The organism is Nocardioides conyzicola (assembly GCF_039543825.1).
In the GTDB taxonomy this organism is placed as follows: domain Bacteria; phylum Actinomycetota; class Actinomycetes; order Propionibacteriales; family Nocardioidaceae; genus Nocardioides; species Nocardioides conyzicola.
Window position 1 is genome coordinate 385,116 of the sequence record NZ_BAABKM010000005.1, and the last position, 24,153, is coordinate 409,268.

23 protein-coding genes are annotated in these 24,153 nt (G+C 73.1%); 5 read left to right on the plus strand and 18 right to left on the minus strand.

Features of this window, described 5'->3' with window-relative positions:
- Positions 1 to 263 precede the first annotated feature (263 nt).
- The 13 genes from ABEA34_RS23535 to mraZ all read right to left on the minus strand — a co-directional run bounded on the left by ABEA34_RS23535 (position 264) and on the right by mraZ (position 13,974).
- Positions 264 to 1,076 carry a cell division protein FtsQ/DivIB gene (locus ABEA34_RS23535; protein WP_345524199.1) on the minus strand — a complete coding sequence of 271 codons (813 nt, stop codon included), beginning with the start codon at positions 1,074 to 1,076 and terminating at the stop codon, positions 264 to 266.
- A complete protein-coding gene (locus tag ABEA34_RS23540) occupies positions 1,069 to 2,424 on the minus strand; it encodes a UDP-N-acetylmuramate--L-alanine ligase (RefSeq protein ID WP_345524200.1) in 1,356 nt (451 codons plus the stop codon). Before ABEA34_RS23540 ends, ABEA34_RS23535 begins: the two co-directional genes overlap by 8 nt.
- Positions 2,421 to 3,506 carry an undecaprenyldiphospho-muramoylpentapeptide beta-N-acetylglucosaminyltransferase gene (gene murG / locus ABEA34_RS23545; RefSeq protein ID WP_345524201.1) on the minus strand — a complete coding sequence of 362 codons (1,086 nt, stop codon included), beginning with the start codon at positions 3,504 to 3,506 and terminating at the stop codon, positions 2,421 to 2,423. Before murG ends, ABEA34_RS23540 begins: the two co-directional genes overlap by 4 nt.
- Before the next feature lie 11 nt (positions 3,507 to 3,517).
- A complete protein-coding gene (ftsW, locus tag ABEA34_RS23550) occupies positions 3,518 to 4,780 on the minus strand; it encodes a putative lipid II flippase FtsW (RefSeq protein ID WP_345524202.1) in 1,263 nt (420 codons plus the stop codon).
- A gap of 132 nt (positions 4,781 to 4,912) precedes the next feature.
- The gene (locus ABEA34_RS23555) at positions 4,913 to 5,878 is read right to left on the minus strand and encodes a Mur ligase family protein (protein WP_345524203.1); all 966 of its coding nucleotides are present in this window, start codon (positions 5,876 to 5,878) and stop codon (positions 4,913 to 4,915) included.
- Positions 5,879 to 5,888: 10 nt separating this feature from the next.
- Positions 5,889 to 6,959 (minus strand): phospho-N-acetylmuramoyl-pentapeptide-transferase, encoded by a 1,071-nt coding sequence (gene mraY, locus ABEA34_RS23560; RefSeq protein WP_345524205.1) that lies wholly within the window; start codon positions 6,957 to 6,959, stop codon positions 5,889 to 5,891.
- Entirely contained in the window at positions 6,956 to 8,344 is a 1,389-nt protein-coding gene (locus tag ABEA34_RS23565; protein WP_345524206.1) for a UDP-N-acetylmuramoyl-tripeptide--D-alanyl-D-alanine ligase, read from the minus strand. Before ABEA34_RS23565 ends, mraY begins: the two co-directional genes overlap by 4 nt.
- Complete coding sequence (locus tag ABEA34_RS23570) at positions 8,341 to 9,855, minus strand: UDP-N-acetylmuramoyl-L-alanyl-D-glutamate--2,6-diaminopimelate ligase (RefSeq protein WP_486348348.1); 1,515 nt, start codon at positions 9,853 to 9,855, stop codon at positions 8,341 to 8,343. Before ABEA34_RS23570 ends, ABEA34_RS23565 begins: the two co-directional genes overlap by 4 nt.
- Before the next feature lie 26 nt (positions 9,856 to 9,881).
- The gene (locus ABEA34_RS23575; protein ID WP_345524207.1) at positions 9,882 to 11,639 is read right to left on the minus strand and encodes a peptidoglycan D,D-transpeptidase FtsI family protein; all 1,758 of its coding nucleotides are present in this window, start codon (positions 11,637 to 11,639) and stop codon (positions 9,882 to 9,884) included.
- A gap of 50 nt (positions 11,640 to 11,689) precedes the next feature.
- Positions 11,690 to 12,238, minus strand: a complete 549-nt coding sequence (ftsL, locus tag ABEA34_RS23580) for a cell division protein FtsL (protein WP_345524208.1) — start codon at positions 12,236 to 12,238, stop codon at positions 11,690 to 11,692.
- Positions 12,235 to 13,194, minus strand: coding sequence for a 16S rRNA (cytosine(1402)-N(4))-methyltransferase RsmH (gene rsmH, locus ABEA34_RS23585; protein WP_345524209.1), 960 nt, complete (start codon positions 13,192 to 13,194; stop codon positions 12,235 to 12,237). Before rsmH ends, ftsL begins: the two co-directional genes overlap by 4 nt.
- Position 13,195: 1 nt before the next feature.
- Positions 13,196 to 13,369, minus strand: a complete 174-nt coding sequence (locus ABEA34_RS23590; protein WP_345524210.1) for a hypothetical protein — start codon at positions 13,367 to 13,369, stop codon at positions 13,196 to 13,198.
- Positions 13,370 to 13,542: 173 nt separating this feature from the next.
- Complete coding sequence (gene mraZ / locus ABEA34_RS23595; RefSeq protein ID WP_345524326.1) at positions 13,543 to 13,974, minus strand: division/cell wall cluster transcriptional repressor MraZ; 432 nt, start codon at positions 13,972 to 13,974, stop codon at positions 13,543 to 13,545.
- A 367-nt stretch (positions 13,975 to 14,341) separates the two neighbouring features.
- Here mraZ and ABEA34_RS23600 point away from each other — a divergent pair, with 367 nt between their 5' ends.
- The 3 genes from ABEA34_RS23600 to ABEA34_RS23610 are packed head-to-tail and all read left to right on the plus strand — an operon-like array spanning position 14,342 to position 19,027.
- A complete protein-coding gene (locus ABEA34_RS23600; protein WP_425576908.1) occupies positions 14,342 to 15,373 on the plus strand; it encodes an AAA family ATPase in 1,032 nt (343 codons plus the stop codon).
- A gap of 1 nt (position 15,374) precedes the next feature.
- On the plus strand, positions 15,375 to 16,640 hold the full coding sequence (locus ABEA34_RS23605) for a DUF58 domain-containing protein (RefSeq protein ID WP_345524211.1): 1,266 nt from the start codon (positions 15,375 to 15,377) through the stop codon (positions 16,638 to 16,640).
- Positions 16,637 to 19,027: a transglutaminase TgpA family protein gene (locus ABEA34_RS23610; protein ID WP_345524212.1), complete on the plus strand. Its 2,391-nt coding sequence runs from the start codon at positions 16,637 to 16,639 to the stop codon at positions 19,025 to 19,027. The genes ABEA34_RS23605 and ABEA34_RS23610 overlap by 4 nt, the downstream gene beginning before the upstream one ends.
- Before the next feature lie 13 nt (positions 19,028 to 19,040).
- On the opposite strand, the gene ABEA34_RS23615 is transcribed toward ABEA34_RS23610, so the two are convergent.
- The 4 genes from ABEA34_RS23615 to ABEA34_RS23630 all read right to left on the minus strand — a co-directional run bounded on the left by ABEA34_RS23615 (position 19,041) and on the right by ABEA34_RS23630 (position 21,353).
- Positions 19,041 to 19,481, minus strand: coding sequence for a DUF3040 domain-containing protein (locus ABEA34_RS23615; RefSeq protein WP_345524213.1), 441 nt, complete (start codon positions 19,479 to 19,481; stop codon positions 19,041 to 19,043).
- A 146-nt stretch (positions 19,482 to 19,627) separates the two neighbouring features.
- The gene (locus tag ABEA34_RS23620; protein ID WP_345524214.1) at positions 19,628 to 20,359 is read right to left on the minus strand and encodes a methyltransferase domain-containing protein; all 732 of its coding nucleotides are present in this window, start codon (positions 20,357 to 20,359) and stop codon (positions 19,628 to 19,630) included.
- Positions 20,360 to 20,376: 17 nt separating this feature from the next.
- Positions 20,377 to 20,808, minus strand: a complete 432-nt coding sequence (locus ABEA34_RS23625; RefSeq protein WP_345524215.1) for an SAV_6107 family HEPN domain-containing protein — start codon at positions 20,806 to 20,808, stop codon at positions 20,377 to 20,379.
- 86 nt (positions 20,809 to 20,894) lie between these two features.
- Positions 20,895 to 21,353, minus strand: coding sequence for a hypothetical protein (locus tag ABEA34_RS23630; RefSeq protein ID WP_345524216.1), 459 nt, complete (start codon positions 21,351 to 21,353; stop codon positions 20,895 to 20,897).
- 62 nt (positions 21,354 to 21,415) lie between these two features.
- Here ABEA34_RS23630 and ABEA34_RS23635 point away from each other — a divergent pair, with 62 nt between their 5' ends.
- Together ABEA34_RS23635 and ABEA34_RS23640 are read left to right on the plus strand one after the other, a co-directional pair.
- Entirely contained in the window at positions 21,416 to 21,889 is a 474-nt protein-coding gene (locus tag ABEA34_RS23635) for a YbaK/EbsC family protein (RefSeq protein ID WP_345524217.1), read from the plus strand.
- A complete protein-coding gene (locus ABEA34_RS23640; RefSeq protein WP_345524218.1) occupies positions 21,886 to 23,190 on the plus strand; it encodes a phytoene desaturase family protein in 1,305 nt (434 codons plus the stop codon). Before ABEA34_RS23635 ends, ABEA34_RS23640 begins: the two co-directional genes overlap by 4 nt.
- Before the next feature lie 7 nt (positions 23,191 to 23,197).
- Here the strand turns inward: ABEA34_RS23640 and metF are convergent, their stop codons facing one another.
- Positions 23,198 to 24,088: a methylenetetrahydrofolate reductase [NAD(P)H] gene (metF, locus tag ABEA34_RS23645; RefSeq protein WP_345524219.1), complete on the minus strand. Its 891-nt coding sequence runs from the start codon at positions 24,086 to 24,088 to the stop codon at positions 23,198 to 23,200.
- Positions 24,089 to 24,153 lie beyond the last annotated feature (65 nt).

Below are 24,153 nucleotides of genomic sequence, written 5' to 3' on the forward strand. Positions count from 1 at the left end.
ATGGATGCTGCTGGTCGTGTGCTGCTGTCCGGTGCTGCTGCCCGGGGAAGCTGGTCCGGCGTGTCCCTCAACTCTGACCCTCAGCCTGAGGGTTATAGTTATGTCAACCTCGCCGTGGTCACGACAGTAGGCACCGGCGGCACCCAGATCGTGGCGACACGCCCACGTCCGACGGGGTTGTCGGGTGAATCCCGCACGACACGCCGATCGACCCCGGCGTGTCGCGCGGGTTTCACCGGGCAGCCGGTGAAACCCGCGCTCCCCTACGGCTTCGTCGTCGGCTGCCCGGGCACGCTGACGTCGTAGTGCTGGGCCTTGACGGCGGTGAGCAGGTCGGCGAGGACGGCGGCCTTCTGCTCGGACTCCTCCGCGCTCCCCCACTCGACCTCGCGGCCGTCGCGCAGCTCGAGGGAGATCTCGTCGATGGTCTTGACGTCGACGTGGTCGACCTTGACGGCGAGGCTCTTGGGGAGCGTGGCGACGACCAGCGCCCCCTCGCGCAGCGCCTCGGTGCCGGTGTTGGCGGAGGTCGTCACCCGGGGCAGGTCGGCGGGCGCCCTGGCGTAGTCACGGAAGACGACGCCCTCGGCGTCCATGCCGCGCAGCTGGTCGCCGATCTGGACGACGGCCACCGGCTCGCGCTCGACGATCGCGATCCGGACCTTGTCCGGCCACTGCCGGGTCACGTCGGCGGACTTCACGGCCGCCAGCGACTCCACGCGCGTGCGGATCCGGTCCAGGTCGACGCGGGCGAGCGGGTCACCCTCCGGTACGGCGGCGGCGCGCTCGATCTCCGCGGGACGCAGGTGCTCGGTGCCGGTGATCTGGACGCCCTGCACCGCCAGGAAGGAGGAGAAGAAGACCAGCCAGATGCCGCCCACCAGCAGGCCGACGAGAAGCGCCACGGCCAGGACCGGCTTCCAGGCCAGCCAGCGGCGGGCCCACTGACGGCGCGCGAACCGGCGCCGGCTGCGCAGCACGGCCGGGTCGGGAGCGGGCACGTCGTGGTCGGGGGCGAGCGCGTCGAAGCCCTGGGTCGCGTCGGGGTCGCCCGACTGCGTGGTCCGTCTAGCCATCGGCAGACCCACCGGCGAGCAGGTCCAGCACCCGCGGGGCGATCTCGGTGACGGTCCCTGCGCCGAGGGTCAGGACCAGGTCGCCCGGGCGGGCGCGGGCGACCAGCTCGCCGGCGACCGCGTCGAAGTCCGCGACGAACGCCACCCGCTCCGCAGGGAGAGGTACGGCGTCGGCGACCAGCGCGCCGGTCACGGCCGGGTCGGCGTCCTCGCGCGCGAGGTAGACGTCGAGGACGACCACCTCGTCGGCCGCGCCGAGCGCCTCGCCCATCGCCGTGCCGAAGATGCGGGTGCGGGAGACCAGGTGGGGCTGGAAGGCGACGACCACGCGGCCCTCCCCCGCGACCGCGCGGGCCGCGGCCAGGTCGCCGGCGATCTCGGTGGGGTGGTGTGCGTAGCTGTCGTAGACACGCACCCCTCCGACCTCGCCCTTGCGCTCCATCCGGCGCTTGGTGCCGGTGTAGGACACCAGGCCGCGGACCAGGTCGTCCTCGGCGAAGCCCAGCTCGCGCCCGGCGGCCAGCGCGGCGAGCGCGTCGGCCAGGTAGTGCTCCCCCGGCGACCACAGCGTGACGCCGGCCAGCGCACCCGGCTCGCGCGCGGAGACCGTGACGACCCGGCGCCCGGCCGCCCGGTGCCGCTCGGCCAAGGCCGCGGCACCCGGGTCGTCGACCACGCACACCAGGAAGCCGTCGGGGTCGAGGGTGTCGGCGAACTCGTCGAAGGCCGCGACGTACGCCGCCTCCGTGCCCCAGTTGTCCAGGTGGTCGGCCTCGACGTTGGTGACGATCGCGGCGTACGGCGAGTAGTGCAGGAAGGCGCCGTCGCTCTCGTCGGCCTCGGCCACGAAGAGGTCACCGGAGCCCGCTGCCGCGTTGACCCCGGTCGCCGCGAGATCGCCACCGATGGCGTACGTCGGGTCGGCGCCGGCCGCCTGCAGCGCGATCGTGAGGAGGGAGGTCGTCGTCGTCTTGCCGTGGGTGCCCGCCACGGCCATCACCCGGCGGTCGGCCATCACCGCGGCGAGCGCGGCCGAGCGCGGCAGGATGCGGAGGCCCTGGTGGACGGCCTCGACGTACTCGGGGTTGTCCTCGCGCACAGCGGTGGACACGACGAGCGTGTCGACGTCGTGCACCTGGTCGGCCGCGTGGCCGAGGTGGACGGTCGCGCCGAGGTCGCGCAGGGCCTGCAGCGTCGGGGAGTCCGTGCCGTCGCTGCCGCTGACGGCGACGCCGCGGGCGAGCATGATCCGGGCGATGCCGGAGAGCCCCGCGCCGCCGATGCCGACGAAGTGCACGCGGCCGAGCTGCCCGACGGGCAGCAGCTCATCCGGGACGGGCACCTTCACGGGCGCGCCGCCTCGAACACCATCCGGGCCAGCTTCTCGTCGGCGTCGCGCGGGACCAGCGCCGAGGCGGCGGCGCCCATCGCGGCCAGCCGCTCGGGGTCGGTGGCCAGCGCCGGCACGGTCCGCGCGACCCAGTCGGCGGTGAGGTCGGCGTCGGTCACCAGGAGCGCGCCGCCGGCCTCGACGATCGGCCGGGCGTTCTGGCGCTGCTCGCCGTTGCCGATCGGCAGCGGCACGAAGATCGCCGGGAGGCCGACGGCCGCGGCCTCGGTCACGCTGCTCGCGCCGGCGCGGCACACCACGAGGTCGGCGGCGGCGTAGGCGAGGTCCATCCGGTCGACGAAGTTGACGACGACGTACGGGACGTCGCCCGTCTCGGGTGCGGCGTCGCCCTGCGGGCCGACCACGTGCAGCACCTGCACCCCCGCCGCCGCCAGGGCGGCGGCAGCGCCGGAGACCGACTGGTTGAGCTTGCGAGCTCCCTGCGAGCCACCGGTGACCAGCAGCGTCGGCCGGTCCGGGTCCAGGCCGAAGAACTCCCGCGCCTCGGCCCTCAACGCCGCCCGGTCGAGGCCCGAGATCATCGTCCGGATCGGCAGGCCGACGTACTCCGCCTTCGGCAGCGGGGTGTCGGGGAAGCTCACCGCGACGCGCTGCGCCACCCGGGCGCCCGCCTTGTTGGCCAGGCCCGGGACAGCGTTCTGCTCGTGCACCAGGAGCGGCAGCTTGCGGCGCCGGGCCGCGAGGTAGGCCGGCATCGAGACGTAGCCGCCGTAGCCGACCACGACGTCGGGCCGGACCCGGTCGAAGACCGCGAGCGTCTCCGTGACGGCCGCCCGGAGCCGCAGCGGCACCTTGAAGAAGTCGGCGTTGGGCTTGCGCGGCAGCGGGACCGGCGGGATCAGCTCGAGCGGGTAGCCCGCCTCGGGGACCACCCTGTTCTCGAGGCCGCGGGGCGTGCCGAGACAGGTGATCTCGACCTCGATGCCGAGGTCCGGGGCGAGCCGTCGGATCGCGTCGGCGGTGGCGAGCAGGGGCGAGGTGTGTCCGGCGGTGCCACCGCCGGCGAGGAGTACGCGCATCGCGGACAAGACTAGTGAGCGGACCGACCGGCCGAGAGGCCGGCCGACCGGGCCTTCTTGCGCTGGGCCAGCGCGCGGGCGGCCTCCGGCTCGCGGCGGGCGAAGCCGATCAGCAGGCCGAGCGCGACCAGCGACGGCACGAGCGCGGAGCCGCCGTACGAGACCAGCGGCAGCGGGATGCCGATGACGGGCAGCAGGGTGAGCACCATGCCGACGTTGAGGATCATCTGGCCGAGCAGCCAGGCCACGATGCCGAAGGTCAGGTAGCGCACGAACGGGTCGACCGTGTGGGTCGCGACGCGGATCGCGGCGTACGCGATCGTCAGGAAGAGGCCGATCACGAGCAGGGTGCCGACCAGGCCGAGCTCCTCGCCGAGCACGGCGAAGATGAAGTCGGTGTGGGCCTCGGGCAGGTCGCCCCACTTCTGCTGGCTGGCGCCGATGCCCTGCCCGAAGACGCCGCCGGACGAGAGCGCGTAGAGACCGTGGGCCGGCTGCCAGCCGGCGTGCTCGAAGTCCTTGAACGGGTCGGTGAAGGTCTTCATCCGGTCGAGGCGGTGCTGGCTGGTCGTCGCGAGGTAGAGCGCCACGACGCCGCTGATCACCAGGGCCGTGGTGAACAGCCGGCCGGGCGCGCCGACCACCCACAGCATCGCGAGCAGGATCGCGACGATGACCAGGGCGGTGCCGAGGTCCTTGCCGAGCATCACCAGCACGATCACCAGCCCGATCCCCAGCACCACCGGGAAGAACAGCTCGTGCATGCTGTGGAGCCGCTTCTCCTTGCGGGCGTAGATGTGCGCGGACCACAGCACGATCGCGAGCTTGGCCACCTCGGCGGGCTGGATCTGGACCGGGCCCAGCCCGAGCCAGTTGGTGTTGCCGTTGACCTCGACGCCGAGGCCGGGCACCCGGATCAGCGCGAGCAGCACGATCGCGAGCAGGATCGCCGGCCACGCGAACCGGCGGACGACGCCCAGCGGCAGCCGCGAGGCCACCCAGGCGCACGGGATGCCGATCGCGACCCACATCAGCTGGCGGGTGACGACGGCGTAGGAGTTGCCGTCGTTCTTCTCGTACGAGTACACGCTGGACGCGCTGAGCACCATGATCAGGCCGATGGTGAGCAGCAGCGCGGAGGTGCCGAGCAGCAGGTAGTAGGCCGTGAGCGGCCGGTCGAGCGCGTCGCGGGCGACGGCGTACCAGTGCCGGATCGCCGACGGGCGCCGGTCGGTCCGGTGAGGTGCGTCGTCGAGGGGGTTCGCGGTGGTCATCGCGGTCCCTCCCGGTCGGTGGCTAGGCGGCTACGGCGTACGGCGTCGGCGCAGTCGGCTCCAGTCTCGTCCGCGAGGAGCGCCAGGCCGGGAACATCCAGGGGCGTGTCGCGAAAGCGACGGGATCGACGTTCAGGCGCTCTCGGGCCGGAAGGCCCGCAGCCCGTCGCGCACCGCGGCCTGAGTGACGCCGTGCGCCCGGGCCAGGGCGGCGGCCGCCAGCGCGTGGGCGACGAAGGCGGGCTCCGGCGACGCCAGGTCGGCGATCGTGCACAGCTCGGCGGCACTGTTGTCGCGCTGCTCGATGAAGGCGCGGTCGGCCAGGATGTCCTCGACCAGGCCGACCATGCCGACGGCGGGCATGCCGAGGGTGAAGCCGATCGCGCGGGCGCCCTCGACGACGTCCGCCTCGCGCACGAGCCGCTCGGTCTCGGGGTCGGCGACGTTGTAGACGCAGGCCCGCTGCACCTGCTCGTAGACGCGCCCGCGCTCGGCGGCGTCGTCCTCGGCGGCGAGCACGGCGGCCGACTCGGCGCTCATCGAGCCGGTGTGGCGCAGCTGGGAGCCGGAGAGCCCGACCGCGAGCACGTCGTAGGGCTCGGGGTCCATGACCGCCTCGACGATCGGCAGCCCGGCCTGGCCGACGGCGATGCTGCGCCTGCCCGCCGCCCGCAGGATCGCGTCGAGCATCTGCACCGTCGTGGTCGTGCCGTCGGAGCCGGTCACGCACAGCCAGGGCGTGTCGTGCTGGGGGTCGCGCAACCGCCACGCCAGCTCGACCTCACCCCACACCGGGACACCACGGGCGACCGCCTGGGCGAGCAGCGGCGTGGTCGGCCCGGGCGAGACGACCAGCAGGTCGACGTCGTCGGGCAGGGTCGCGGTGGCGCCGGGACCGAGGCGTACGTCGGCGCCGAGCACCTCGAGCAGCTCGGCCTTCTCGGCCCGGTCGCCAGCGTCGGACTCGTCGAGCGCGACGACGTGGGCGCCGAGGTGGTTGAGGTTGTCGGCCGCGGCGAAGCCGGACGCGCCGAAGCCCGCCACGACCGCGCGGACGCCCTCCCAGGAGTCGTGGCGACCGAGACCGTCCGGCGTCACAGCGGGGTGCTCACAGCCGTGCGACCCACTCGGCGTAGAAGATGCCGAGGCCGCCGGCGACGCAGAGCCCGGTGATGATCCAGAACCGGATCACGACCGTGACCTGCTCCCAGCCGAGCATCTCGAAGTGGTGGTGCAGGGGCGCCATCCGGAAGATCCGTTTGCCCTTGGTGAGCTTGAAGTAGCCGACCTGCAGCATCACCGACAGCGTCTCGACGAGGAACAGGCCGCCGAGGATGACCAGCAGCAGCTCGGTGCGGGTCAGGATCGCGAGGCCGGCGAGCGCGCCGCCGAGCGACAGCGACCCGGTGTCGCCCATGAAGATCGAGGCGGGCGAGGCGTTCCACCACAGGAAGCCGAAGCAGGCGCCGGTCAGCGCCGCCGAGACGATCGCGAGGTCGAGCGGGTCCCGGACGTCGTAGCAGGACGTCGTCGGCGTCGGGCCGCAGAGCTGGTTGCTCTGCCAGATGTTCACGATCATGTACGCCGCGAACACCATCGTGCAGGCCCCGGTGGCGAGGCCGTCGAGGCCGTCGGTGAGGTTCACGCCGTTGCTGGTGGCGACGATGATCAGCCAGATCAGCAGGACCGCGAGGAGCATCGGCAGCGCCAGCCAGCTGATGTCGCGGAGGAAGGAGATCTTCTCCGAGGCGGGCGTGACACCGTCGCCGTCCTCGAGCCACGGCGAGAGGGCCAGCGCACCGAAGACCACGGCAATGACCGTCTGGCCGATCATCTTGGCCTTGCTGCGCAGGCCGAGGCTGCGTTGCTTGGAGATCTTGATGTAGTCGTCGAGGAAGCCGACCAGGCCCATCCCGACGAAGAGGAAGAGCAGCAGCAGCGCCGACGCCGACGGCGGCGTCTGCGTGATCAGCAGCGAGCCGAAGTAGCCGACGACGGTCGCGAGGATGATGACGACCCCGCCCATCGTGGGCGTGCCGCGCTTGGTGTGGTGGCTGGTCGGTCCGTCGTCGCGGATCTCCTGGCCGTAGCCCCACTTCGTGAACAGGTTGATCGCCACCCGGGTACCGAGCAGCGAGAACAGCAGGGCGAGACCGCCCCCGAAGAGAATGGCTCTCACGGCGTGCTCGTCCCTCCCTCCAGGTCCTGGACGACCAGCTCTTCAGCGATCACCCACAGCGCGACGCCGTTCGACGCCTTGACGAGGACGACGTCCCCGGCCGCGACATTCTCCCGTACCCAGTCCTGTGCCTCGTCGCGCCCCGCCGTGACGATCGCCTCACCGTCCCAGGCCGGGTCGGCGGTGCGGAGGCCGTCGACGATGCCGCGGGCGGCGTCTCCGACCACCACGACCACGTCGATCCCGAGCGCTGCGGCGGCGGCGCCGACCTCCACGTGCCCGGCATACGCACTGTCGCCGAGCTCACGCATCTCGCCGAGGACCGCGACCGTACGCCGCCCACGCCGACGCCCGATCACCGCCAGCGCCTCGATCGCGGCCGTGGTCGAGGCGGGGTTGGCGTTGTAGGAGTCGTTGATCACGACGAGGCCGTCGGCGCGCTCGTGGACCTCCATCCGCTTCGGGGACGACTCGGCAGCGGAGCTGAGCCCGGTCGACACCTGCTCGAGCGGGAGGCCCACGGCGAGCGCCATGGCCGCGGCGGCCAGGGCGTTCTCGACCTGGTGCGCGCCGCTGTGCCGCAAGGTCACCGGCTGCCACTCCCCGGCGTGGCCGAGCTGGAAGGACGGCCGGTCGAGGTCGTCGACCTCGACGTCGCGGGCGGAGACGTCGCCGCCGCGGCCGAAGGTCAGGATGCGGGCGTCGGTCCGGCCGGCCATCGCGGCGACCAGGTCGTCCGCGGCGTTGAGCACGGCCACCCCGTCGGCCGGCAGCGCCTCGACGATCTCGCCCTTGGCCCGCGCGATCGCCTCGCGCGACCCGAACTCGCCGATGTGCGCGGTGCCGACGTTGACCACCGTCGACACCTGCGGCGGCGCGATCTCGCAGAGGTAGGCGATGTGGCCGACGCCGCGGGCGCCCATCTCCACGACGAGGTAGCGGGTGTGGGCGTCGGCGGCGAGCACGGTCAGTGGGACGCCCAGCTCGTTGTTGTGGTTGCCGAGGGTCGCGACGGTGGTGCCCTCGGTGGCGAGCAGCTGGGCGAGGTAGTCCTTGGTGCCGGTCTTGCCCTGCGATCCGGTCAGCGCCAGCACCGTGGCGTCCAGCCGGTCGACCACGTGCCGCGCGAGCCGGCCCAGCGCGACCACCGCGTCGTCGACGACGACGGTCGGCGCGCCGGTCGGGCGGCTGCCCAGCACCGCGTGGGCACCGTCGGCGTAGTCGTGGCCGTCGACGCGCTCGCCGACCACGGCGACGAAGAGCCCGTCGACGACGGCCGCGCGGTTGTCGACGTACGCCGGTCCGCTGACGACGACGTCGGCGACGTCCGGGCTGACCGTCCCGTCCACGGCGGCCGCGATCTCCTGCAGGGTCATCGGGATCATCCGAGTGCCTCGCGAACGACCTCGCGGTCGTCGAAGGGGTGCACCACGCCGTTGATCTCCTGCCCTGTCTCGTGTCCCTTGCCCGCGACCAGCACGATGTCGCCGGGCTCCGCCCGACGCAGCGCCTCCCGGATCGCCTCCCGGCGGTCGCCGACCTCGAGCACCTCGGCGGCCGGGTCCGTCACGCCGGCCAGCATCGCGGCGCGGATCGCCGCCGGGTCCTCGGTCCGCGGGTTGTCGTCGGTGACGACGAGGACGTCGGCCAGCCGGGCCGCGATCTCGGCCATGATCGGCCGCTTGCCGGGGTCACGGTCGCCGCCGGCCCCGAGCACCACGATCACCCGGCCCGCGGTGAGCGGACGGAGCGTGCCGATCGCCGCCGCGACCGCGTCCGGCTTGTGGGCGTAGTCGACGACCACCACGAAGTCCTGGCCGGCGTCCACCCGCTCGAGCCGGCCGGGGACGCCCCCGCCGTCGGCGATGCCGGCGGCGACACGGACCGGGTCGAGCCCGGCCTCCCCCGCCGCGGCGACCGCAGCCAGGGTGTTGGAGACGTTGAAGTCGCCCGGCAGCGGGCAGCCGGCCGCGATCCGGTCGCCGGTGGGCGTGGTGATGACGAACGTCGACCCGACGGCCGTCAGCTCGACGTCGGAGACCCGCCAGTCGGCGTCGGCGCCCTCGCTCGAGAAGGTGCGCAGCGGGACCGTGGCTCGCTCCAGCAGCAGCCGCCCGTGCTCGTCGTCGACGTTGACCAGCCCCAGCCGGGCGCGCTCCGGGGTGAAGAGCGACGCCTTGGCGTCGAAGTAGTCGTCGACGTCGCGGTGGAAGTCGAGGTGGTCGCGACCCAGGTTGAGGAAGACGGCGACGTCGAAGACCACCCCGTCGACCCGGCCCATCACCAGCGCATGGCTGGAGACCTCCATCGCGCAGACCTCGACGTCGCGCTCTCGCATCATCGCGAAGAGCCCGTGCAGATCGGGCGCCTCGGGCGTCGTGAGGGACGTCTTCACGTCCACCCCACCGACCCGGGTGCCGACGGTGCCGATCACGGCGGCGCGGATCCCGGCGAGCTCCAGGCCGCTCTCGGCGAGCCGGGTGGTGGTGGTCTTGCCCTGGGTGCCGGTGACCCCGATCATCCGCATCCCGGCGGCGGGGTCGCCGTACACCCGGGCGGCCAGGCGCCCGAGCACCGCACGCGGGTGGTCGACCACGACCAGGGGTACGTCGACCGCGGCCAGGTCGGCGCCGGCCTCGTCGGTGAGCAGCGCGACCGCACCCGAGGCGACCGCCGCCTGCGCGAACTCGGCTCCGTGCCGGCGCGCGCCGGGCAGCGCGGCGTACAGGTCGCCCGGGAGGATCCGCTGCGAGCTGAGTGAGATGCCGGTGACGGTGGGATCGAGGGGTCCGTCGGGGGCGCCCACCACGTCGGCACCCAACCAGGCGGCGAGGGCCGTGAGAGGGGTGTGCGCAGGCTTCGCGGGCCGGGTCGCGGCCACCTCGTCGTCGCTCACCACGTGAACCTATCGCTGCGCGACCGTCACCACTCGACGGGGAGGCGCGAGGGCTGGGTCCCGGTCGGCGGGACACCGTAGCGGCGCAGCGCGTAGCTCATGATCTTCGAGAACGCCGGTCCGGCGACCGAGCCGCCACCGCCGCCGTTGGACGGGTTCTGCACGACGACGTAGATGGTGAACTTCGGGTCGTCGGCCGGCGCGAAGCCCGCGAAGGAGACCGTGTCCGTGCCGTCGTAGCAGCCGCACTCGGCGCCGACGCGCTGCGCCGTACCGGTCTTGCCGGCGACCCGGTAGCCCGGCACCGCGGCGCCCGGCGCCACGCCCACCTCGGGGTCGATGACGCGCTCCATCATCAGCATGGTCTGGTGCGCGGCCTTCGCGCTGACGACCCGCTCGCGGGTGGCGTGGTCGGTGCCGACGGACTGGCCGTCGTCGGTGGTCGCGGAGCCCTGGATCACGCTGGGCGAGATCCGCACGCCGCCGTTGGCGATCGTGTTGACCGCCGCCGCCATCTGCACCCCGTTGACGGACACGGACTGGCCGAAGGCGATGCGGTCCTGCATCTGGTGGGTCCAGGTGCTGCCGTCCGGCAGCAGGCCCTGGGTCTCGCCGCGGACGCCGATGTTGGTGCGCTGGCCGAGACCGAACTTCTTGAGGTAGGCGTCGAGCTGCCCCTGCTTGAACTTGTCGGCCGCGAGGACGGTGCCGATGTTGGAGGACTTCGCGATCACGCCGGCGAGGGTCAGGCGGATGTCGCCGTGCGGGAACCAGTCGTTGATCGGACGGTCCTCGCGGCGCAGCTGCGGCGGCACCGCGATCTTGGTGCGCGGCGAGATGACGCCGAGGTCGATCAGCGAGCTGACGGTCAGCACCTTCTCGACCGAGCCGGGCTCGTAGACGTCCTGCAGCGCGCGGGAGCCCAGGTCGGCCTTCGGCGAGGCGGTCGGGTCGTTGGCGTCGTACGTCGGGTCGTCGGCGACCGCCAGCAGGCCACCGCTGCGGGTGTCCATCACGATCGCGAAGCCGGACTCGGCGCCGGAGTCCTCCACGGCCTGCCGCACCACCCGCTGGGCGTACCACTGCAGGTCGAGGTCGAGCGTGGTCTTGAGGTCCTTGCCGTCGCGCGGCTTGGTCACGGTGCTCTCGCCGAGCGGGATCCGGTTGCCGCCGCCGACCTCGTAGGTCGACGACCCGTCCTTGCCGGAGAGGGACTTGTCGAAGGTGCGCTCGAAGCCGGCCAGCGGCTCGTCGGTGCCGATGAAGCCGACCAGGTTGGCCGCGACGTCGCCAGCGGGGTAGTCACGCACCGGGTCGCGCAGGGTGCTGAGCCCCTTGAACTTGTGCGCCTTCGCCTCGGCGAGGACCTCGGTGGCGATCGTGGACGGGACCCGGCGGGCGATGTACTCGAACCGGCTGTCGGCGCGCAGCTTCTTCAGCGTCGAGGCGTAGTCGACGTCGAGCTTCTTGTAGAGGAAGGACGCCAGCGCGGCCGCCTTCTCCGAGGTCAGGGCGGGGTCGGCGATCACCATCATGCCGTCGACGGAGTCGGCGAGCGGCTCACCGTTGCGGTCGAGGATGTCGCCGCGCTCGGCGGGCAGCACGACGTCACGCAGGTTCTCGGCGGTCGCCATCTGCGCGTACGAGTTGGGGTCGAGCCCCTGCAGCTGCACCAGCCGGGCGCCGAAGACCGACAGGGCGATCGCGATCACCAGGAAGCCGAGCCGGAGCCGCAGCTGCGGGGACCCGCGCCGGGTGCCACGGGGCGACGTGGTCGCGGGCAACGGCTGCTCCTCGGTCGTTGTCGGTGAGTGACGGGTGGGACGGCTGTGAACTAGCGGTTCTTCTTTTTACCGTCTCGACCGGCCCGGTCCGCGTTGCCGCTCGCCGTGTCGGCCGACGAGTTGGCCGGGACGCGGACGATCTTGGTCCGCGGGTTGAGGATCGCGGGCTTGGCCGGGGGGTTGGGGTTGACCCGCAACGGGTTCGGGTCCGAGCAGGGGGCGCCGGTGACCTTGCCGCTGCCGAGCTGGAGGAAGGCCGGGCTGCAGGCCTGGACCATCCCGAGCCGCAGCGCCGCCTCGGCGATCCGCTGGGGGTCGCGGAGCCGGTCGAGGTCCATCGAGAGGCTCTGCTCGCGGGCGGCGAGCCGCGTCGACTGCTGCTCGAGGGCCGTGGACGCGAACGACGCCTGCTGCATCGAGGTGTTGAAGAGCAGCAGCCCGACGACGCCGCCGAGCAGCACCATCGACACCAGGGCGAGGAACGGCGCCCGCCCGGCCGTCGTACGCCGACGCGGGACGACCGTGAGGCGGGCCCGTTCGACCGCACCCTCGGCGAACCGCGGGATCCGTGACCGGATCTGAAAGGCCGGACTGCTCATGCCGCTCCCCTGTCTCGCACTCGCTCGATCACACGAAGCCGCACCGAGGCGGCTCGCGGGTTCTCGGAGATCTCCTCCGCGCTGGCCTTCTCGCTGCCCCGGGTGACCAGGCGCAGCGTGGGCTCGTGCCCCTCCGGCACGAACGGCATGTCGACCGGGACGTCGCTGCGGGTCGCGGCGACGAACGCCTGCTTGACCAGCCGGTCCTCGAGCGAGTGGTAGGCCTCGACCACGACCCGGCCCCCGACGTTGATCGCGTCGATGGACGCGGGCATCGCGCGGCGCAGGACCGCGAGCTCGTCGTTGACCTCCATCCGCAGCGCCTGGAAGGTGCGCTTGGCCGGGTGTCCCCCGGTACGGCGCGCCGGCGCGGGGATCTCGACGTACAGCAGCTCCACCAGGCGGCCCGAGCTCGTGAACGGCTCCTTGGCCCGCTCGCGCACGACCGCAGCGGCGATCTTGCGGGCGAACTTCTCCTCGCCGTAGTCGCGCAGGATGCGGGTCAGGTCGCGCGCCTCGTAGGTGTTGAGCACCTCGGCCGCGGTGATGCCGACCGTGCCGTCCATCCGCATGTCGAGGGGCGCGTCCTCGGCGTACGCGAAACCGCGCTCGCGGACGTCGAGCTGCATCGAGGAGACGCCGAGGTCGAAGAGGACGCCGTCGACCCTCGACAGGCCGAGGTCGGCGAGCACGTCGGGGATCTCGTCGTAGACGGCGTGGACGCCGGTGAAGCGGTCGCCGTACGGCGCCAGGCGCTCGCTCGCGAGCTCGAGGGCCTGGGGGTCGCGGTCGATGCCGATGACGCGGGTCGCCTCGATCCGCGAGAGCACCGCCTCGGTGTGGCCGCCGAGGCCGAGCGTCGCGTCGACCATGACGGAGCCGGGGCGGTCGAGCGCGGGCGCCAGCAGAGCGACGACCCGGTCCAAGAGGACCGGGACGTGGGAGGGGCTGGACATGTCAGGCCTGTCGTGCCGCGACTGCGAGGAGCAGGAAGACCGCGGCGACCCCGAGGGAGGTGGCGGCGGAGAACGCCATCAACGTGGCGGCGTCCCTGGCCTGGTGCCGCACCCGGGGCGCGGTGTCCGCCGGCTCGGCGTACTGCGGCGACGTTGCCGCTGGCGCGATGCTCATCTGGTTCTCGACCCTCGATGTGGTGGTGCTGGGGAAGTACTCGAGTGAGGTGCTGTGCGATCCGCCTGACCAGGTCCCTGCCCGCTCCCGAAGGAAGGTGACATCTGGAACCGGGGAAGGTGCCCCAGATGTCGCGGGAGCGGGCTCGAGACCTCGTCCTGCGGATCGCTTGTTCAGTTCGGTGAAGCGGGTTGCTCGTCGAGCTCGGCGAACTTCTCCTGCGCTCCGGTGGAGTACTCGCGCCAACGGCTCGGGTCCCAGATCTCGATCCGGTCCATCACTCCGATGACGACGACGTCGCGCTCCAGCGCGGCGTACTCCCGCAGCGTGGCCGGGATGCCGATCCGGCCCTGCTTGTCCAGCGATCCCTCGTCGGCCCCGGCGAAGAGGATGCGGGCGTAGTCACGCGCGCCGCGCACCGTCATCGGCGTGGCCTGGGCTCGCCGGGCCTCCTCCATGAAGACGTCGGTCGGCCACACCACGAGGCAGTTCTCCTGTCCCTGTGTGACCACGAGCCCCTCCGCCAGTCGATCCCTGAACTTGGCCGGGAGGAAGAGCCGCCCCTTCTCGTCGAGCTTCGGGGTGTAGGTGCCCATGAAGAACATCTGGCACCTCACTCCCCTGACCCGACCGGATCCGTACCGCTTCCTCCACTGCGCTCCACTCTACTCCACAATCCACCACCGTCAACCACTTCACGCGTGTCGCGGCGCCCGTTTGCGGCGGTACGGCGACCTCCGGCGCCCCGACCGGCTCGGTCGCACCCGGCCGTACGCGCGACGTTTGTGCAGGTCAGCGGTGGTATGGCGGCGTCCCGGCCGCACGGGTGGTGCGCGGGTGGGGGGAACTGGGGCGCCTGGTGGGGGGTGGTGGGGCGTCGGCGCGCAACCAGGTGCGCTTCGTGAGAGTCAGATGCGTGTAGCCCATCGGGCCACGTAGGTTTCCCTCCACGACTTACGGTGGGGGCAAGCGATGACCGGCTCACGGGAGCCGGCCGGGCAACGGGGAAGGGACGACGTGGACAGTTCGGCGGGCGGCACAGTGACGGGCGGGGCCGATCTCGAGACGCTGGCACGGGTGGTGGGCCGGGTGCGCACCAACATCGAGCGCGTCATCGAGGGGAAGCCCGACGTGGTCAACTCCGCGCTGACCGTGCTGATCGCCGAGGGTCACCTGCTCATCGAGGACGTGCCCGGGGTGGGCAAGACGATGCTCAGCAAGGCCCTGGCCCGCAGCATCGACTGCTCCGTGCGCCGGATCCAGTTCACCCCGGACCTGCTGCCCTCCGACGTCACCGGCGTCTCGGTCTTCAACCAGAACACGCGTGAGTTCGAGTTCCGGCCGGGCGGCATCTTCGCCAACATCGTGGTCGGCGACGAGATCAACCGGGCCTCGCCCAAGACGCAGTCCGCGCTCCTGGAGTGCATGGAGGAGCGCCAGGTCACCGTCGACAACTCGACGTACTACCTCGAGCAGCCGTTCATGGTGATCGCGACCCAGAACCCGATCGAGATGGAGGGCACCTACGCCCTCCCCGAGGCGCAGCGCGACCGCTTCATGGCCCGGGTCTCCGTCGGCTACCCGGTCGAGGCGGCCGAGATCGCGATGCTCGACTCCCACACCGGAGCCAACCCGCTCGACGACCTCGAGCCGGTGACCGACGCCGCCGAGATCCGCAAGCTGATCGGGATCGTCAACCAGGTCCACGTCTCGCACGCGGTGCAGCGGTACGCCGTCGCGATCACCGCGGCCACTCGCCGCTCGGAGGAGCTGTCGCTGGGAGCCTCGCCGCGCGCGACGCTGCACCTGGTCCGGGCGGCGAAGGCCGTGGCCGCCATGGACAACCGCGACTACGTGCTCCCCGACGACGTGCACCGGCTCACCCGTCCGGTGCTCGCGCACCGGCTGCTGCCGAGCGTCGAGGCCGCGATGAGCGGCCGGTCGACCACCGCGATCCTGGACGCGATCGTCGCCGCCGTCGCCGTCCCCGAAGGCACCCGCTGACGTGCGAGAGGCATTGGCCGGTCTCACCGTTCGCGGACGGGCGTTCCTGACCGCCGGTGTGACCGCCGTCGTGTGCGCCGTCGTCCTCGACCAGTCGACGCTGGCCCGGGTCGGCGTGCTGCTGCTGGCCCTGACCCTCATCACGGTGGGTGTCCTGGCCCGCAACCGCTACAGGCTCACGCTGGTGCGCACCGTCACCCCCCAGCTCGTCGCCGCTGGCCAGCCGGCCCGGGTGACGCTGACCCTGGCCAACGACGGCCTCGCGCCCAACGGCGTGCTGCTCCTAGAGGACCAGGTCCCCTACGTGCTCGGCACCCGCCCGCGGTTCGTGCTGGAGGGGATCAGCCAGGGCTGGCGGCACTCCGTCAGCTACCAGGTCCGCTCCGACGTCCGCGGCCGCTTCGAGATCGGTCCGATGTCGGTGCGCGTCAGCGACCCCTTCGGGCTGGTCGAGCTCGGCCGCACCTTCCGGACCACGGTCCCGCTCACCGTCACCCCGCGGACGGTGCCGCTCCCCCACATCCCGCTCGGCGGGGCGTGGACGGGCTCCGGCGACAACCGGCCGCGGGCGTTCGCGACCGGCAGCGCCGAGGACGTGACCGTCCGGGAGTACCGCCAGGGCGACGACCTGCGCCGCGTTCACTGGCGCAGCTCGGCCAAGCTGGGCGAGCTGATGGTCCGGCGCGAGGAGCAGCCGTGGCAGTCGCGCGCGACGCTCTTCCTCGACAACCGGGTGATCGCCCACCGGGGCCAGGGCATCGCCTCGTCCCTGGAGGCCGCGGTGTCGGCCGCCGCCTCGATCGCGGTCCACCTGACGCACCGCGGCTTCGCCGTACGCCTCGTCACGGCGACCGGCGAGGAGCCCGGCAGCGCGTGGCACGTCCGCGGCGCCGCGCTCAACACCGGTCCCCTGCTCGAGTCCCTGGCCGTCGTGCAGCCGGTCTCGCAGCCCCGACTGGACACCAGCTGGCTCGGCGAGGGCGCCCACGGCGGCCTCACGGTCGCCGTCTTCGGCGCGGTCGAGCCCTCCGACCTGGCCGTGCTGCGTCGGATGCAGCACCACGCGGGCTCAGCGGTCGCGATCGCGGTGGACGTCGACGCGTGGATCGGCGCGCCCCCGGGCGACAGCACGCCCCGGCTGCTCGGCCAGCAGGGCTGGCGCGCCGCTGCGCTACGGCCCCGTGACCGGCTCGAGTCGGTCTGGCAGGAGCTCGCCCACAGCAGCACCCAGAGCTCACGGTCGCAGTCGACGGGGGTCACGACATGAACCGGTCCCGGGGCCGCCTCACCTCCAACCTGCTCGTCGCTGCGGTGGCCGCCGGCACCACGTGGCTGGCGATGTCCGCCTGGCGTGACCTGACCGTCACGCCCGGCAGCTTCCTCAACCCGTTGCTCCTGCTGGCGCTGGTGGTCGCCGGCACCGGGACGGCCGCACGCTGGTGGCGGTGGCCGGGACCCCTGGTCGTGCTCTTCCAGGTCGCCGTCACCGGCATGCTCGCCTGCCTCTTCCTGACCGGCTCGCCGCTGCCGATCGGCGGCGCCTGGGGCGAGCTGACCGAGGCGATCACGGACGCGGTCGACAGCGCACAGGGGTACGCCGCCCCGGTGCCTGCCGAGGCGCCCCCGGTCGACCCGCTCCTCATCGCCGGCGGGCTGGCGTGCCTGCTGCTGGTCGACCTGCTCGCCTGCACCCTGCGCCGGGCCCCGCTCGCCGGCCTCCCGCTGCTGGCGGTCTTCACCATCCCGGTCGGGATGGTCGGCGACGCCGTCAGCTGGTGGATCTTCGCGGGCACCGCGGCCGGCTTCCTCGGCCTGCTCTTCCTCCAGGAGAGCGACCAGGTCTCCCGCTGGGGTCGCCCGCTCGGCCTCGACCAGGAGACCGGCGACCCGATCTCCTTCGGCGCCGGCGCCCACGTGGTGCGCGGGACCGCCGGGCTGGTCGGCGGCGCGGCGACCGCGCTGGCGGTGCTGATCCCCGTGCTGATCCCCGCGACGGGCCTGCACGTCTTCGACTTCGGCCCAGGCTCCGGCGGCGGCGACGACATCCGCGTCGACAACCCGACGGCCGACCTGGTCCGCGACCTCAAGCGGGGCGACGACCAGCCGTTGGTCCGGGTGACCACGAACGACCCCGACCCGTCGTACCTCCGGATCCTGGCGCTGACGCGCTTCAGCGACGCGGAGTGGAGCCCGGGCAACCGCGACGTGCCCGCCGACAACGAGGCCGACGGCCTGATGCCGCCCCCGGAGGGCGTGGCGACGGAGGTGAGCCGCAAGGAGTACCCGTACACCGTGACCGCGCTCCCCGCGTTCGACTCGCGCTGGCTGCCCACCGAGCCGCCCGTGAGCCGGGTGGTCGCCGACGGCAACTGGCGCTACGACGACAACACGATGGACTTCATCGCGGGAGACGACGACCTGAGCACCGCGTCGCTGCAGTACTCGATGACCGCGGTGCACCTGGAGCTCTCCGCCGACCGGCTCGCCGACGCCGGACCGCCGACCGGCAAGGTCAGCGACATCTTCACCGACCTGCCCGACGACCTGCCGTCGATCGTGCACGACCTCGCCGCCCAGGTGACCGCGGACGCGACCACGCCGTACGAGGAGGCCGTGGCGCTGCAGAACTGGTTCCGCGAGGACGGTGGCTTCACCTACTCCCTCGACCGGGCGCAGGGCAACGGCAGCGACGCGCTCGTCGAGTTCCTCTCCGACGGCCCCGGTGGCCGCACCGGCTACTGCGAGCAGTTCGCCTCGGCGATGGCCGTGATGGCGCGGGAGCTGGGGATCCCGGCGCGGGTCGCGATCGGCTTCCTGAAGCCCGAGCCGGACGGGCCCAACACCTGGGTCTACAGCAGTCGCGACATGCATGCCTGGCCCGAGCTCTACTTCGACGGCGCCGGCTGGGTGCGGTTCGAGCCGACGCCGGCCGGTCGGGCCGAGGAGGTGCCGGGCTACACCGTCCCCGGGTCGGGCGAGGAGAAGCCGACCACCGCTCCGTCGGCGTCACAGAGCGCGTCGGTCACCGCGGCGCCGTCGCGGCCCCGCGACTCCGAGTCGGTCGCCGCGGCGACCGAGGACTCCGACACCGGCTCCGGCTTCCCGTGGCTGCCGGTCCTGGGCGGCCTCGGTGCGCTGGTGCTGGTGGCGTGCGGGCTGCTGCTCCCCCGCGGCCTCCGGTCCCGGCGTCGCGAGCGACGCCTGTCGTCGGGCGGCGCGGAGGCGGTCTGGGCCGAGCTGCGCGACACCGCCGTCGACCTCGGGGTGCCCTGGCCGCGGGACCGCTCCCCGCGAGCGACCCGGGCGGTGCTGGTCGACCACTTCGGCGCGCCGGTGGGGCCCGACACGGTCGAGCGCCCGGCTCACGGCCCCGGCGTCGCCCTCGAGGCGGTCAGCGCCCTCGACCGCCTCGTCCACACGCTCGAGCTCGACCGCTACTCCCGGTCCGGCACCACGCTCGACCCGACGCGCCTGCGCGCCGACGGCGAGGCCTGCGTCGCGGCGCTCGCCGGCGGGGCTCCGCGGTCCGCCCGACGCCGGGCCACCTGGTGGCCGCGCACGGTGCTGTCGTCGCGCCGGCGGCGTGCCTCGGTCGGCACCTTCGAGGCGAAGTACGGCGGGGTCGTCGACCAGATCGCCTCGTCGGGCCCCTGACGCGGATCCGCCGCTAGAACCCGCCGGTCTCGCGGCGGCGGTTCCAGCGCTCGTTCATCCGGTCCATGAAGGACCCGTGGGAGCCCGAGCCGGCGCCGGAACGCTTGGTCCGGCGGCCGCCGTCGATGACGGTGAAGCCCCCGCGGCTCGGGTGGCTGGCCCGCGGGTCGGCCGCGGCAGGGCCGTGCTGACCGCGCATCGCGGCGAGCGCCACGGTGGCGGAGCCGAGCATCACGACGAACCCGGCGATGCCGAGCACCGTGATCCGTGCGACCGCACCGGTCATCAGGACCGCGACGCCGATGGCGAATCCGACCCCCGCGATCACGGCGCGGCGACGGGCGGATCGGCGGAACGCCGTGCCTCGCAGCGTCGACGCGAACTTGGGGTCTTCCTCGACGAGGGCGCGTTCCATCTGCTCGAGCAGTCGGAGCTCCTCTTCCGAGAGTGGCACCGTTCCTCCCCATGGGTCGTCGCCGGACAGATCTTCTCCGGCAGAGCAAGTCTAGGCAGCCGCTGGGCATCCCGGTAGCCGGGTTGGGGAAATTCCCCGACCGAACGGTTCGGCGCACCGTCCGGCGTGCTCGACGGGCGGTGGGTTCAGCGGGCCAGCAGGTGCAGCTGGGCGGCCAGCGGCAGGTACTCGGCGCGCTCCGCGACCGCGCGCTCCAGCTCGACCAGCGCCGCCGTCGCACCGGGCTCGAGGTCGAGCAGCGACCCCGGGACCAGGTCGGCGAACACGCGGACGCCGTGGACCGACTCGACCGTGAAGCCCGCGTCGCCCGCGAGCGCGGTCGCCTCCGCGACGGTGAACCGGTGACCCGCCCGGCCGTCGCGGTCGCCGGGGCCCGCCTCCAGCAGGGCCAGCGCCTGGGTGAAGTGGCCGGCCATCGCCCGGGCCACGACGGCCGCGTGCCGCTGGGCGACGAGCACGCTGAGCACACCACCGGGACGCAGCACCTGACGCAGGGTCGCCAGCGCGGCGGCCGGGTCGTCGACGACCTCGAGCACCCCGTGGCAGAGCACCAGGTCGGCGCTGGCGGGTCCGGGGACGTCCAGCACCGTCGACAGGTCGCCCTGCACCGCGGTGACCTCGACGGCGAGCTCACGGGCCCGGCGGGCCAGCGACGCCAGCGCGTCCGGGCTGGGGTCCACGACCGTCACCCGGGCGCCGAGCTCGGCGACCCGGACCGCGAAGCCGCCCGTCCCGCCACCGATGTCGAGGACGTCGGTGCCGGCCCGGACATGGGGGCGGACGACGTCCCAGACCACGGAGGTGCGGGCGGCGGTACGACGTTCGCTGGGCCGTTCGCTGGGCCGGTCGGTGGGCATGCCCCAACCCTAGGGGCTCAGCCCGCGCGAGCGGCCGTCGACCGGACGTCCAGCGGCAGGTGCGGCACCAGCCCGAGGGACCGCTCGATGACCGCCAGGAAGCGGTCCGCGTCGCGGACCATGTCGTCGGCCTCGCGCTCGGCGACCGCCCGGCTCGAGCCGGCCTCGGCGGCGGCACGCTTCGAGGCGCCGGCCGCGAAGAAGGTCGCCCACTCCCCCAGCTCGGGCGCGACGTCGGCGAGCAGCACCCACGCGTTCCGCTGGGGACGGCGGCCCCGGGCGGTGGGTCGGGCGCGGGCCGACAGCAGCGCGGCCGCGGCCCGCAGCGCCGCGACGTGGGCGCTGGCGTAGCGGGTCGGCGCGTCGGTGGCGGCGACGGCCTCGCTCAGCGACTCGGCCGCGCGGGCGAGGTAGGAGTGGGTCGTCGCGGGCAGTGCGTACGGGTTCATCGAACACCTCTCCTCCGTGTTCGAACAACTGTTCGAACACGGTCCAAGGTACACCCGGGCGCCGACACCCCGTCAAGGGCGAGCCGTCAGCGGCCGGTGGGCAGCGTCTTGTGCGCCGGGTCCGCCTGGAGGAAGACCGAGGTGTCCCGGCGCCACAGCGCCACCAGCACGGCGGCCTGGAGCAGCAGCGCGACCACGCAGAGGACGACGAACAGCGCCGGCGGCCCGATGTTGAGGGTGGCCGCGGTGCTGAGCGCCATCAGCACGATGGTGACGGTGAGAGCGGCGCGGGCCCAGCCGTGCCGGGCCCGGAGGAACTCGACCAGGACGAGCGCGACCAGCGCGACCACGATGAGCATCACGACCGTGACGGGCACGATCGAGGGCGGCTCCACCGAGCCGGCGTCCACCCGGCCGGTCTCCCACGCCCTCTTGAGCTCGTCCTTGAAGACGACGGCGAGCACGGATGTGATGCCCGACAGCACGACCAGCGCCCAGGTCAACCACACCGCCGCCCGTACCGATGCAGGCCGGTCCTGAGTCATGCGTCTCCTCCTCATCACGGGCCAGCCTCCCGAGGGCAGCAGGCTGCCCTAGGGTCTCGACCATGAACACCGAACACCCGACGATCACGCGGTTCCGCGACGACCACGCGCGACGTGGCGGCACCGGTGAGATCGTCATCCTGCCCGACTCGGTGCACACCGCGGCGCTCGCGGCCGAGGCGCTGGGGTGCGAGGTCGGTGCGATCGCGAACAGTCTGCTCTTCGACGCCGACACGACGCCGGTGCTCATTCTGACCTCGGGCGCCCACCGCGTCGACACCACGAAGGTCGCGGCGGCACTCGGTGTGAGCAAACTCAAGCGGGCCAGCCCGGAGTTCGTGCGCGAGCACACCGGGCAGGTCATCGGCGGCGTGTCCCCCATCGGCCACCCGGCCCCGGTGCCGACGTACCTCGACCCCTGGCTGCGCCGGTACGACGTCATCTGGGCCGGCGCCGGGCACCCGGCCGCGGTCTACTCCACGACGTACGACGAGCTCGTCTCGATGACCGGGGCGCCCGAGATCGAGGTCGAGTGACCGTCTCGCGGGTCGTCGTGGTCGGGGGCGGGTTCGGCGGCCTCGCGGCGGCGCTCCGCCTGGCCAAGCTCGGCCACGACGTCACCCTGGTCGAGCGCTCCCCCGGCCTGGGCGGCCCGCTGGCGGAGATCACCGCCGGCGAGTTCGCCTGGGACGCGGGACCGACGTACACCCTGCTCCCGGCCGTGGTGCGCGACCTCTTCCGCAAGACCGGGCGGCCGGTCGAGCGGGAGCTGGAGCTGGTGCCGCTGGACGTGGTCCGCGAGCACCGGTTCGAGGACGGCTCGGCGGTGCGGCTGCCGACCGGGCGCGCCGCGCAGCTCGCCGCCTTCGACGAGCTCGGGCCCGGGCTCGGCCAGCGGTGGGTCGACCACGTCGCGTCGTACGCCGACGACTGGGACGTGCTGCGCCGCGGCTACCTCGAGAACCCCTGGCAGCCCGACGACCTCCCCCGCGACCTGGCTGCGCGCCTGGACAGCCGCGAGACGATGCACAAACGGCTGCGGAAGACGTTCAAGGACGAGCGGCTGCGGCTGGTGGCCGGGCACCCGTTCGTCGCCGAGGGGCACGAGCTGCGCAACGTGCCGGCCTGGGCCGGCTCCACGGCGTACGTCGAGCAGCGCTTCGGCGCCTGGACGGTCGAGGGCGGCATGACCCGGCTGGGCAGCGCCCTGGTGGACCGCCTCGCGACCCGCAACGTGACGACCCTCGCCGGCACCGAGGCCACCGACCTGGTGGTGCGCGAGGGCCGCGTCGTGGCGGTGGAGACGACCGCCGGCACCCTGGACGCCGACGTCGTGGTGTGCGCGATCGACCCGCGCCGGCTGCCCGCACTGGCGGCGTACGTCGTGCGCACGATGCCCGCGATCCCGCCGGTGGTGGCCTACCTCGGCCTCGAGGGCGACGCCCCGGAGCTGCCGCACGAGCTGGTGCTGCACGGCGACCCGATGCTGGTGGTGCGGACCGGTGGCCGGGCCCCTGCGGGCGCGTCCACGCTGACCGTGCACGGGCGCGGGCGGCTCTCCGAGGACCTCCTGCGCGCGCTCGCCCGGCACCGGATCGACCTGCGTGCCCAGGTGGTCGAGCGGATCGACCTCAGCCCGCGCGACCAGGTCGACCGCTGGGGCGGCTCCCCGATGGGCGTGCTGTGGCAGGGCCGCGCGACCGTGCGGCAGCGGCTGGGTCCGCGGACCCCGATCGAGGGCGTGTACGCCGCCGGCGCGCACGCCACCCCCGGCTCCGGGCTGCCGTTCGTGGGGCTGTCCGCTGCGCTGGTGGCGGCGGAGGTGGGAAGCGCCTGAGGGGTCGTCAGACGCTCATGTTGAGCGCGGCGAAGATCTCGCGCGTCGCCTTCGACCGGTTCAGCGTGTAGAAGTGCAGGCCCGGTGCGCCGCCGTCGAGCAGCTCCTCGCAGAGCTCGGCGGCGATCGCGATCCCGGCGGCCCTCATCGCGACCGGGTCGCCCTCGTGGGCGGCGATCCGCTCGACGACCGACGCGGGCACGTCGGTGCCGATCAGCTCGCCCTGGCGGCGGATGTTGGCGAGGTTCAGGATCGGCATGATGCCCGGCAGGATCGGCAGGTCCGAGCCGCGGGCGCGCACCCGCTCGACGAGGTCGAAGTAGTCGGAGGCGCGGAAGAACATCTGGGTGACCGCGAACTCCGCGCCGGCCCGGCCCTTCGCGACCAGCACGTCCGCGTCGGCGTCCAGCGACGCGGCGGACGGGTGTCCCTCGGGGAAGGCGGCGACGCCGATGCTGAAGTCACCGCGACCACGGGTCAGCGCGACGAGCTCCTCGGCGTACGTCAGCCCGCCCTCGGTCGGGGTCCAGGGCGCCCGCGGTCCAGCCTCGGGGTCGCCGCGCAGCACCATGACGTTGCCGATGCCGACCTCGGCGTACGAGTCGAGGACGCCCTCGAGCTCCTCGCGGGTGTGGGACACGCAGGTCAGGTGCGCCATCGGGGTCAGCGACGTCTCCGCCGCGATCCTCCCGGTGACCCGGACCGTGGTCTCCCTCGTCGACCCGCCGGCGCCGTACGTCACGGAGACGAAGGTCGGCCGGTAGGGCTCCAGCTCGCGGATCGCCTGCCAGAGCTGCTCCTCGCCCGCCTCGTCCTTCGGCGGGAAGAACTCGAAGGAGAAGGACCGCTCGCCGGCCCGGATCAGGTCGCCGATCCGAGGTGCCTTCGTGTTCGCCATACGCAACAGTCTAAGGACGGGGACCGCGCGTCGGGCATCGACGTCCACTGGCTAGTCTCGTGGCC

What these genes read in the sequence shown, in the direction of transcription:
- rsmH (WP_345524209.1), bottom strand. Translation starts at nt 13,194, where the DNA reads ATGTCCAGCCCCTCCCACGTCCCGGTCCTCTTGGACCGGGTCGTCGCT.
- mraZ (WP_345524326.1), bottom strand. Translation starts at nt 13,974, where the DNA reads ATGTTCTTCATGGGCACCTACACCCCGAAGCTCGACGAGAAGGGGCGG.
- ABEA34_RS23600 (WP_425576908.1), top strand. Translation starts at nt 14,342, where the DNA reads ATGACCGGCTCACGGGAGCCGGCCGGGCAACGGGGAAGGGACGACGTG.
- ABEA34_RS23625 (WP_345524215.1), bottom strand. Translation starts at nt 20,808, where the DNA reads ATGAACCCGTACGCACTGCCCGCGACGACCCACTCCTACCTCGCCCGC.
- murG (WP_345524201.1), bottom strand. Translation starts at nt 3,506, where the DNA reads ATGCGCGTACTCCTCGCCGGCGGTGGCACCGCCGGACACACCTCGCCC.
- ABEA34_RS23630 (WP_345524216.1), bottom strand. Translation starts at nt 21,353, where the DNA reads ATGACTCAGGACCGGCCTGCATCGGTACGGGCGGCGGTGTGGTTGACC.
- ABEA34_RS23635 (WP_345524217.1), top strand. Translation starts at nt 21,416, where the DNA reads ATGAACACCGAACACCCGACGATCACGCGGTTCCGCGACGACCACGCG.
- ABEA34_RS23620 (WP_345524214.1), bottom strand. Translation starts at nt 20,359, where the DNA reads ATGCCCACCGACCGGCCCAGCGAACGGCCCAGCGAACGTCGTACCGCC.
- ABEA34_RS23535 (WP_345524199.1), bottom strand. Translation starts at nt 1,076, where the DNA reads ATGGCTAGACGGACCACGCAGTCGGGCGACCCCGACGCGACCCAGGGC.
- metF (WP_345524219.1), bottom strand. Translation starts at nt 24,088, where the DNA reads ATGGCGAACACGAAGGCACCTCGGATCGGCGACCTGATCCGGGCCGGC.
- ABEA34_RS23590 (WP_345524210.1), bottom strand. Translation starts at nt 13,369, where the DNA reads ATGAGCATCGCGCCAGCGGCAACGTCGCCGCAGTACGCCGAGCCGGCG.
- ftsW (WP_345524202.1), bottom strand. Translation starts at nt 4,780, where the DNA reads ATGACCACCGCGAACCCCCTCGACGACGCACCTCACCGGACCGACCGG.
- ABEA34_RS23610 (WP_345524212.1), top strand. Translation starts at nt 16,637, where the DNA reads ATGAACCGGTCCCGGGGCCGCCTCACCTCCAACCTGCTCGTCGCTGCG.
- ABEA34_RS23565 (WP_345524206.1), bottom strand. Translation starts at nt 8,344, where the DNA reads ATGATCCCGATGACCCTGCAGGAGATCGCGGCCGCCGTGGACGGGACG.
- ftsL (WP_345524208.1), bottom strand. Translation starts at nt 12,238, where the DNA reads ATGAGCAGTCCGGCCTTTCAGATCCGGTCACGGATCCCGCGGTTCGCC.